The following is an 8396-nucleotide window of genomic DNA, read 5'->3' as shown; positions in this document are numbered from 1 at the left end:
ATGGCGGAGAGGGAGGGATTCGAACCCCCGATGGAGTTGCCCCCATGCCGCATTTCGAGTGCGGTGCTTTCAACCACTCAGCCACCTCTCCGCGCCAGGGAACGATCATTTCGATCCCTAAAAGGATATGGTCAGGAAATTCTACCTGCCAGGTGCCGCGTTGCCCTAAGGGGCTTGGCTTGAGCGTGCGGCGTGCTAGATAGCGGGCAAAGCTTCGAGATACAAGAGCAATTTTGCGTTTAATTTCTTGACTCTCGAATAAAGCTGACCTTATAAGCGCGCAACGACTGGCGTGGGGGATTCTCCGCGCCGTTTGTTTTTCAATCCGGGTGCCTAAATTCTCATGGGTCGAGGCGCCTTTCTATCAATCTGTCACGACTGACAAAAAGACGGTTATTGCGGCTTGCCCGCACAAAACCGAACCGAACGCCGAAAGGGAAAAAATGTTCGCAGTCATCAAGACCGGTGGTAAGCAGTATCGCGTTGCCGCCAACGACCTCCTGAAGGTCGAGAAAGTTGCCGGCGAAGCTGGTGAAATCGTTGAGTTTGCGGAAGTTCTGATGGTTGGCGTCGGTGCCGATGCAACGATCGGTGCTCCTGTCGTCAGCGGTGCGCTTGTTACGGCCGAAGTTGTCGAGCAGGGCCGTGCCCGCAAGGTTATTGCATTCAAGAAGCGTCGCCGCCAGAATTCCAAGCGCACGCGCGGTCATCGCCAGGAACTGACGACGATCCGCATCTCGGAAATCCTGACGGATGGTGCGAAGCCTTCAAAGAAGGCCGCTGAAAAGCCGGCCAAGAAGGTAGCCGCTCCAAAGGCGGAAGAAGCTGCTGTCGCTGCGGATGCAACCGAGACGAAAGCCGCCCCCAAGGCCAAGGCTGCGCCGAAGAAGGCTGCAACCAAGGCTGAAAAGCCCGCTAAGGGCGAGTAAGAAGAGTTTAGAGGAGCAATCCGATGGCACACAAAAAAGCTGGTGGTTCGTCACGCAACGGTCGTGATTCCGAATCAAAGCGCCTTGGCGTAAAGAAGTTTGGCGGTGAGAAGGTTCTCGCCGGCAACATCCTCGTGCGTCAACGCGGTACCAAGTGGCATGCTGGCACCAACGTTGGTATTGGCAAGGATCACACCCTGTTTGCGCTTGAAGCAGGCGTCGTTTCCTTCCGCACCAAAGCCAATGGCCGCAGCTACGTGTCGATCGTCAACCCGATCGCCGAAGCAGCAGAATAGCCGGTCCTGCTTGAAGCACCGGCGTCCCATCGGACCCGGTGAATATGGCAACCGCCAAAAGATCAAAGGGGAGATGGGATTAAAACCCATCTCCCTTTTCGTGTCTGGAGGAACGACAAATGGTTGCTGATTTACTGGAAGACGATGAAGAAAGGCTGGACCTGATAGACTGTCCCGTGCTCGTTACGGAACGCCTGGTTTTGCGGGCGCCACGTAACGAGGATGTCGACGCAATTGCCCGTCTCGCCGATAACCTTCATGTGGCCGAAATGCTTTCGCGTATGCCGCATCCCTATACGAAGGATCATGCGGTAGACTTCGTGCGCCGCGCCAACGCGGGCGAGATCGGCAAATGCGTCTACGCGATTACCCTGGCCCAATCCGGTACCTTTATCGGTTGCTGCGGTATCAACTACCGACGCAGCAAGGATGAGCATATCCCCTCACGCAGGGATGAACTGGAAATCGGCTATTGGCTGGGTGAGCCCTATTGGGGCAAGGGCTATGCGACAGAGGCCGCCCATGCTCTGGTCGATCTCGTCTTTCGCGCGACGCAGGTCGAAAAGCTGCATGCATCGTGCCGTGTATCGAACATCGCCTCGCGCCGCGTGATCTACAAGAGCGGTTTTCAGTATGCCAACACCGGCATGATGGATTCGCTCGCCGCCGGCAACGTGCCGGTCGAGCGCTACATGCTCGATCGGCGCACCTGGATTGGCCTGCGCAGCTGGACGCCATGAATGAACTGGCCGTTCCATCTTGGGGCGGCCAGTTTTCTTTGCGGGCATTTTCCTGTAATGCCTCGCCACAACAATAGGGACTGAATTTAAATGAAATTTCTCGATCAGGCGAAGGTCTATATCCGATCCGGCGACGGTGGTGCCGGCGCGGTATCGTTCCGCCGTGAAAAGTTTCTAGAGTTCGGCGGACCGGACGGTGGTGATGGCGGTCGTGGCGGCGACGTTTGGGCCGAGGCGGTCGATGGCCTGAATACGCTTAACGACTATCGCTATCAGCAGCACTTCAAGGCGAAGACCGGCATGCATGGCATGGGCCGCAACATGACGGGCGGCAAGGGCCCCGATGTCGTTTTGAAGGTACCCGTCGGTACGCAGATCTTCGAAGAGGACAATGAAACGTTGATCTGCGATTTCACGGTGGTTGGCCAGCGCTATCGCCTTGCCAAGGGCGGCAATGGCGGCTTTGGGAATTTGCACTTCAAGACATCGACCAACCAAGCGCCGAGACGCGCCAATCCGGGCCTCGAAGGCGAGGAACGCAATCTTTGGCTGCGGCTCAAGCTGATTGCCGATGCCGGTCTCCTCGGCAAGCCCAATGCCGGCAAGTCGACATTCCTCGCGAGCGTTACCGCGGCCAAACCGAAGATCGCCGACTATCCCTTTACGACCCTGCACCCAAATCTTGGCGTCGCACGGATCGACGCGCGTGAATTCGTCATTGCCGATATTCCAGGTCTGATCGAGGGCGCCCATGAAGGCGTCGGCATCGGCGACAGGTTCCTTGGCCATGTCGAGCGGACACGCGTGCTTTTGCATCTGGTCTCGGCCCAGGAGGAGGACGTTGCCGGCGCCTACAAGACTGTGCGTGCCGAACTCGAAGCCTATGGTCATGGACTTGCGGAAAAGCTCGAGATCGTGGCGCTGAGCCAGGTCGACACGCTCGACGCGGCGACGCGCAAGAAAAAGGCGGCAGCATTGAAGAAAGTTGCGGGGCGGGAACCCATGCTCCTCTCCGCCGTGACGCGCGAAGGGGTGGAGCAGGTGCTGCGCGCCCTATCGGCAATCATCCTCGAATCGCGTAGTGCCGAGGCGCCTGCCGAGGTCGATACGCGATTTAATTCATGAGCATTGAGCATATGAAATGAGCTCCGTTTTGATCGCCACCCCCCTCTGTCCTGCCGGAAATCTCCAATACAAGGGGGGAGATCAACTCGCGTGCACGTTCGTAAAATCTGCGAGACGCACGCGAGTTGCAGCGACAGAGCATGGCAATTCGATCTCTCCCCTTGTAGGGGAGATGTCCGGCAGGAAAGAGAGGGGTAAATGAATCACGCTGTGGCCCGGATCGAGCAACGCAAGCTTTCCACCTATCGGCGGATAGTGGTGAAGATCGGCTCGGCGCTGCTCGTCGATCACATGACCGGGCTCAAGCGGGATTGGCTCGAGAGTCTGGGCGCCGATGTCGCCGCCCTTGCTGCATCGGGTGTGGAGATGATGATCGTATCTTCGGGCGCGATTGCGCTTGGCCGAACCGTTTTGGGTTTGCCGAAGGGACCGCTGCGTCTCGAGGAGAGCCAAGCCGCGGCTGCTGCAGGGCAGATCGAGCTTGCTAAAGCCTACGCCGAGGTTCTTAGCCACCATAAGCTCCGAGCAGGACAGATTCTCCTGACGCTGTCCGATACGGAAGAGCGTCGGCGCTATCTCAATGCACGCGCAACCGTCGGCACGCTGCTGCGGTTGAAGGCGATCCCCGTTATCAATGAGAACGACACCGTCGCCACCACGGAAATACGTTATGGCGACAATGACCGGCTTGCCGCCCGCGTCGCGACGATGATGGGCGCCGATCTGCTGATCCTGCTTTCCGATATAGATGGGCTTTATACGGCGCCGCCGCATCAGAATCCGGATGCGGCGTTCCTGCCGGTCGTTGATGCCATTACGCCGGATATCGAGGCGATGGCCGGGGCGGCGGCCTCGGAATATTCACGTGGCGGCATGAAGACCAAGCTCGATGCCGGCAAGATAGCCAATGCGGCCGGCACCGCGATGATCATCACATCGGGCACCCGATTCAATCCGCTCGCAGCGATCGACCGGGGCGAACGTTCCACGCTTTTCAGGGCCAGTTCTACGCCAGTCAACGCCTGGAAGACCTGGATTTCCGGCAATCTCGAACCTTCGGGGCGGCTTGTCATCGACGATGGCGCGCTCGCTGCGCTGAAATCGGGCAAGTCGCTGCTTGCGGCAGGGGTGCGCGAAGTCGCCGGCCAATTCTTGCGCGGCGACACGGTTGCGGTGTTTGGCCTGGACGGCCGCGAAGCGGCGCGAGGCCTCATCGCCTATGATGCGACGGATGCCGTAAAAATTGCCGGGCGCAAGACCAATGAGATCGGTGCCATTCTCGGTTATGATGCCCGTTCGGCGATGATTCATCGTGATGATCTGGTGGTGCGCGCGGCCAAGCGTGTGGCGGCGGCAAAGGAGTAGAAGATGCTGGAACGAGTCGATGCAAAGACGACGGTCGCCGATCTTATGGCCGAAATTGGCCGCAAGGCGCGCGCCGCCGCGCAGCCGCTTTCCATTGCCTCGCCAGACCGAAAGACCGCAGCGCTGATTGCCATGGCCGAGGCGATCGAGCGCCGCGAGGCGGAGATCCTCGACGCCAACCGGAAAGATGTGGCCAGTGGTGAAGCTTCAGGCATGAGCGCTGCAATGCTCGACCGCCTCAAACTGGACGAAAAGCGCGTTGCGGGCATCGCGGAAAGCATTCGTACGATTGCTGCGCTGACCGATCCCGTAGGGTCCGTCATCGCCGAATGGGACCGCCCGAACGGTCTCCACATCGAGCGTGTGCGCACGCCCCTCGGTGTCGTTGGCGTTATTTATGAGAGCCGGCCCAATGTCACCGCCGACGCGGGCGCGCTCTGCCTCAAATCCGGAAACTCCGTCATTCTGCGCGGGGGCTCGGATTCTGCACATTCCTCTCACGCCATTCACGGGGCCCTGATCGAAGGGCTTGAGGCGGCGGGCCTGCCGCGCGACGCTATCCAGCTGGTGCCGACGACAGACCGCGCGGCGGTCGGTGAGATGCTCAAGGGTCTCGACGGCAATCTCGATGTAATCATCCCGCGCGGCGGGAAAAGCCTCGTGGCGCGAGTGCAGGCCGAGGCGCGTGTTCCCATATTCGCCCATCTCGAGGGCCTGTGCCATCTCTATATCGACGCTTCGGCGGATCTTGCGATGGCCCGCAAGATTGCGGTCAACGCCAAGATGCGGCGGACAGGCGTGTGCGGCGCGGCCGAAACGCTGCTGGTGGATCGGGGTATTGCACCGGCCGATCTTCTTCCCTTGCTGAATGACCTCAGTGCGGCCGGCTGCGAAATTCGCGCCGAGGCGGACGTGGCGGGGATTTTTGCTAATGCGAAGCCGGCAAAAGAGGAAGATTGGTCGACGGAATATCTCGACGCCATCATCTCAGTCAGGCTGGTGGACGGCATCACCGGGGCCATCGACCATATCAACCGCTACTCTTCGCATCACACCGAAGCCGTCATCGCGGAAGATCCAAAGGTTGTCGATCGCTTCTTCAACGAGATCGATTCGGCCATACTGTTGCACAACGCGTCGACGCAGTTCGCCGACGGCGGCGAGTTCGGCATGGGTGCTGAAATCGGCATCGCGACCGGCAAGATGCATGCACGGGGCCCGGTCGGAGTCGAGCAGCTGACCTCGTTCAAGTACCGCGTGCGCGGCAATGGCCAAACCCGCCCGTGACAGCAAGGCGAGCGCTTCAGGCAAGCTTTTCCGGCGTCCGTGAAGCGCATCTGCGCATGCCCTTTGCTGAAAAGGGCATGACAGTGGGGCTCTTTGGCGGATCGTTCAATCCTCCGCATGCCGGCCACGCCCTCGTTGCGGAAATCGCCCTGCGGCGCCTCAAACTCGATCAGCTCTGGTGGATCGTCACGCCCGGCAATCCGCTCAAGGACACACGGCATCTGGCGCCGCTCTCCAAACGTCTTGCGATGTGCGAGGCGTTACTGCACAACCCACGGATCAAGATCACCGCCTTCGAGGCGGCGCACCATATTCGTTACACCGCCGATGCGCTGGCCCTGATCAAGGCACGCAATCCAGGCGTCAATTTCGTCTGGATCATGGGCGCGGACAACCTTGCCGATTTCCACCGCTGGCAACGCTGGCAGCAAATTGCGCTGACATTTCCCATCGCCGTTATCGACAGGCCGGGATCGACCTTGGCATTCCTTTCGTCGCGCATGGCGAAAACCTTCGATTATGCGCGCATCGATGAGGCTGATGCGCCCATTCTGGCGCGGTCGAAGGCACCAGCCTGGACCTTCATCCACGGCCCCCGCTCGCTGCTCTCCTCCACGGCCATTCGCAATGGGACGCAAAACAGATCGTCGAAAACGTGATCGGATGATCCCTTCGGATGTCTTGAAAGTGTCATGCGACTCTGCCTATCTTAACAATGTGCAGTATGTATATCAGCTGCGTTGCGTTGTTCTTAAGGGAAAGGAAATACACTGAGAACAGCAGTTCAGAAGAAGGATGCCTTGGCACCTTCAACGGCGGAGATGGGCGGACTGAGTTCCGTATCTCTCGCCCTCCAGTCGGTCCTTGCTAGTCTTGAAGACTCCAAGGCCGAAAATATTGTCCCCATCGACCTTCGAGGCAAGTCCGTCATCGGTGATCACATGGTCATCGCGTCGGGTCGTTCGCATCGTCATGTTACGGCGGTTGCGGATCAGCTTTTGCGCGCTCTGAAAGAGAGCGGGCACGGCAACGGCGTCAAGGTCGAAGGCCTTAGCAACGGCGATTGGGTGTTGATCGACACGGGCGATATCATCATCCATGTTTTCCGTCCGGAAGTGCGCGAGTTCTACAACATCGAAAAGATGTGGCAGGCTCCCGAACTTGACGGAGAGACCGTTCACTGATTGACGGATCGGGGCGTCTGGGCAATTGGCCCGCATGACGCCCTGGGCGGCTGGTGTAGGCTGGACCGGTTGACGGCCGGCAATGGCTGGCTTCGAGCCGGAAGCGACGCAGTCACCTCCGGGTGGCTTGGCACAGGGGGCCGTCATGCGCATCACAGTTTTTGCCGTGGGCCGAATGAAATCCGGCCCCGAACGTGAACTGGCAGATCGCTATTTCGACCGTTTGAAGAAAACCGGTGCACCGCTCGGCTTCGAATTCACATCGGTGATGGAAATCACTGAGAGCCGGGCGCAGCAACCCGACCTGCGCAAGCAGGAAGAATCGGCGAAGGTCTTGCAAGCCCTGGACCAAGGCGGCGTCCTCATCCTCCTCGATGAACGCGGCAAGACCATGACCTCAGAGGCATTTGCGCAGGGGATCGCTCGCTTCCGTGACGACGGCAAGCGACAACTCCTGCTCGCGATTGGCGGACCGGACGGACATGACGCTGTGCTTCGCGACAGGGCGGACCTTGTCCTTGCACTCGGCGCGATGACCTGGCCGCACCAGATCGTCCGCATTCTTGTTGCCGAGCAAATGTATCGTGCGACAACGATCCTTTCAGGACATCCCTACCATCGCATATGACCATTCAGCCGCCGTTCATAAGGACAGTCGATAATCGCGGCTTAGGATCATTACCAAAATATAATGATCTCAATGCTTTTCGCACGAACCCCTCATCTCCATTTCTTGATAAGATGGATCACTGTGGGGCGCGGCGGATAAAGATGGAGCGGGTCGGATGAAAGAGATAGCCAGAGCGGCCAAACGGGAAAAAACACCCGAGACATCCAATGTCACCTTCATCCCCGGTGCCGTTCCGCCCGGCCGCAAAAAGAAGCGTTCGCGCCTGTGGATCTGGCTCCCCGTCATGCTCGCCGTCGCTGGGGTCGGCGCCTATGCGTGGAGCCGCTACCAGAACTCGACGGCGACAGCAGCTGTAATAACGCAAGCGGTCGAGCGCGGAGACATCGAAAATGCCGTTACGGCCGTGGGCACGCTCGACTCGATAAAATCCGTGGATGCCGGGGCACAGGTTTCCGGACAGTTGAAGGTTCTCCACGTCGAAATCGGCGACAAGGTCACGCAAAACCAGCTCGTTGGCGAGATCGATCCGGCGACGATTCTCAACAAGATCGAAATCGACCAAGCGGAGCTTGCCAATCTGAAGGCGCAGCTCGTGTCGAAGAAGGCCCAACTCGTCCTGAAGCAATCCAATATTGACCGCCAGCGCAATCTCGTTGCGACGCGCAGTGTTTCCCAATCGGTGCTCGACCAGGCTGTTGCAGACCTCGCAGCCGCCGAGGCGGATGTAAATGCGCTCGAGGCGCAAATTCGCAAGCAACAGGCAACCCTTGCCGGCGACGAAGTCGATCTCGGCTATACGAAGATCTATGCGCCGATGGCAGGGACGATCGCCGCCGTTC

At 59.1% G+C, this 8396-nt stretch carries 9 protein-coding genes, 1 tRNA gene and 1 pseudogene; 10 read left to right on the top strand and 1 reads right to left on the bottom strand.

From position 1 onward, the window contains the following. Position 1: 1 nt before the first annotated feature. A tRNA-Ser gene (locus AAAB35_RS04600) sits at positions 2-91 on the bottom strand. Between the two features lie 352 nt (positions 92-443). On the opposite strand from AAAB35_RS04600, the gene rplU reads away from it, so the two are divergent. The 10 genes and pseudogenes from rplU to AAAB35_RS04550 form a co-directional block, all read left to right on the top strand. Further along, positions 444-929, top strand: coding sequence for a 50S ribosomal protein L21 (rplU, locus tag AAAB35_RS04595; RefSeq protein WP_340667044.1), 486 nt, complete (start codon positions 444-446; stop codon positions 927-929). Between the two features lie 23 nt (positions 930-952). Further along, positions 953-1225 (top strand): 50S ribosomal protein L27, encoded by a 273-nt coding sequence (rpmA, locus tag AAAB35_RS04590; RefSeq protein ID WP_340667043.1) that lies wholly within the window; start codon positions 953-955, stop codon positions 1223-1225. Positions 1226-1344: 119 nt separating this feature from the next. After that, positions 1345-1965 (top strand): GNAT family protein, encoded by a 621-nt coding sequence (locus tag AAAB35_RS04585; protein ID WP_340667042.1) that lies wholly within the window; start codon positions 1345-1347, stop codon positions 1963-1965. Between the two features lie 90 nt (positions 1966-2055). Then, a complete protein-coding gene (gene obgE / locus AAAB35_RS04580; protein WP_340667041.1) occupies positions 2056-3090 on the top strand; it encodes a GTPase ObgE in 1035 nt (344 codons plus the stop codon). Between the two features lie 198 nt (positions 3091-3288). Further along, on the top strand, positions 3289-4455 hold the full coding sequence (proB, locus tag AAAB35_RS04575; RefSeq protein ID WP_340667040.1) for a glutamate 5-kinase: 1167 nt from the start codon (positions 3289-3291) through the stop codon (positions 4453-4455). A 3-nt stretch (positions 4456-4458) separates the two neighbouring features. Further along, entirely contained in the window at positions 4459-5742 is a 1284-nt protein-coding gene (locus tag AAAB35_RS04570) for a glutamate-5-semialdehyde dehydrogenase (protein WP_340667039.1), read from the top strand. Between the two features lie 56 nt (positions 5743-5798). Further along, on the top strand, positions 5799-6401 hold the full coding sequence (locus tag AAAB35_RS04565; protein WP_340667046.1) for a nicotinate-nucleotide adenylyltransferase: 603 nt from the start codon (positions 5799-5801) through the stop codon (positions 6399-6401). A gap of 162 nt (positions 6402-6563) precedes the next feature. After that, a complete protein-coding gene (gene rsfS / locus AAAB35_RS04560) occupies positions 6564-6926 on the top strand; it encodes a ribosome silencing factor (RefSeq protein ID WP_340667045.1) in 363 nt (120 codons plus the stop codon). A 145-nt stretch (positions 6927-7071) separates the two neighbouring features. Next, positions 7072-7554 carry a 23S rRNA (pseudouridine(1915)-N(3))-methyltransferase RlmH gene (gene rlmH, locus AAAB35_RS04555; protein WP_340667038.1) on the top strand — a complete coding sequence of 161 codons (483 nt, stop codon included), beginning with the start codon at positions 7072-7074 and terminating at the stop codon, positions 7552-7554. 157 nt (positions 7555-7711) lie between these two features. Then, positions 7712-8396: pseudogene (locus AAAB35_RS04550) on the top strand (macrolide transporter subunit MacA); the annotation flags it as partial.

The sequence above is a fragment of the Phyllobacterium sp. genome (genome assembly GCF_037994425.1).
Lineage (GTDB): Bacteria > Pseudomonadota > Alphaproteobacteria > Rhizobiales > Rhizobiaceae > Phyllobacterium.
This window is presented reverse-complemented; position numbering and strand designations above follow the sequence as displayed.

What these genes read in the sequence shown, in the direction of transcription:
- AAAB35_RS04585 (WP_340667042.1), top strand. Translation starts at nt 1,345, where the DNA reads ATGGTTGCTGATTTACTGGAAGACGATGAAGAAAGGCTGGACCTGATA.
- rlmH (WP_340667038.1), top strand. Translation starts at nt 7,072, where the DNA reads ATGCGCATCACAGTTTTTGCCGTGGGCCGAATGAAATCCGGCCCCGAA.
- obgE (WP_340667041.1), top strand. Translation starts at nt 2,056, where the DNA reads ATGAAATTTCTCGATCAGGCGAAGGTCTATATCCGATCCGGCGACGGT.
- rpmA (WP_340667043.1), top strand. Translation starts at nt 953, where the DNA reads ATGGCACACAAAAAAGCTGGTGGTTCGTCACGCAACGGTCGTGATTCC.
- AAAB35_RS04565 (WP_340667046.1), top strand. Translation starts at nt 5,799, where the DNA reads ATGCCCTTTGCTGAAAAGGGCATGACAGTGGGGCTCTTTGGCGGATCG.
- rsfS (WP_340667045.1), top strand. Translation starts at nt 6,564, where the DNA reads ATGGGCGGACTGAGTTCCGTATCTCTCGCCCTCCAGTCGGTCCTTGCT.
- proB (WP_340667040.1), top strand. Translation starts at nt 3,289, where the DNA reads ATGAATCACGCTGTGGCCCGGATCGAGCAACGCAAGCTTTCCACCTAT.
- AAAB35_RS04570 (WP_340667039.1), top strand. Translation starts at nt 4,459, where the DNA reads ATGCTGGAACGAGTCGATGCAAAGACGACGGTCGCCGATCTTATGGCC.
- rplU (WP_340667044.1), top strand. Translation starts at nt 444, where the DNA reads ATGTTCGCAGTCATCAAGACCGGTGGTAAGCAGTATCGCGTTGCCGCC.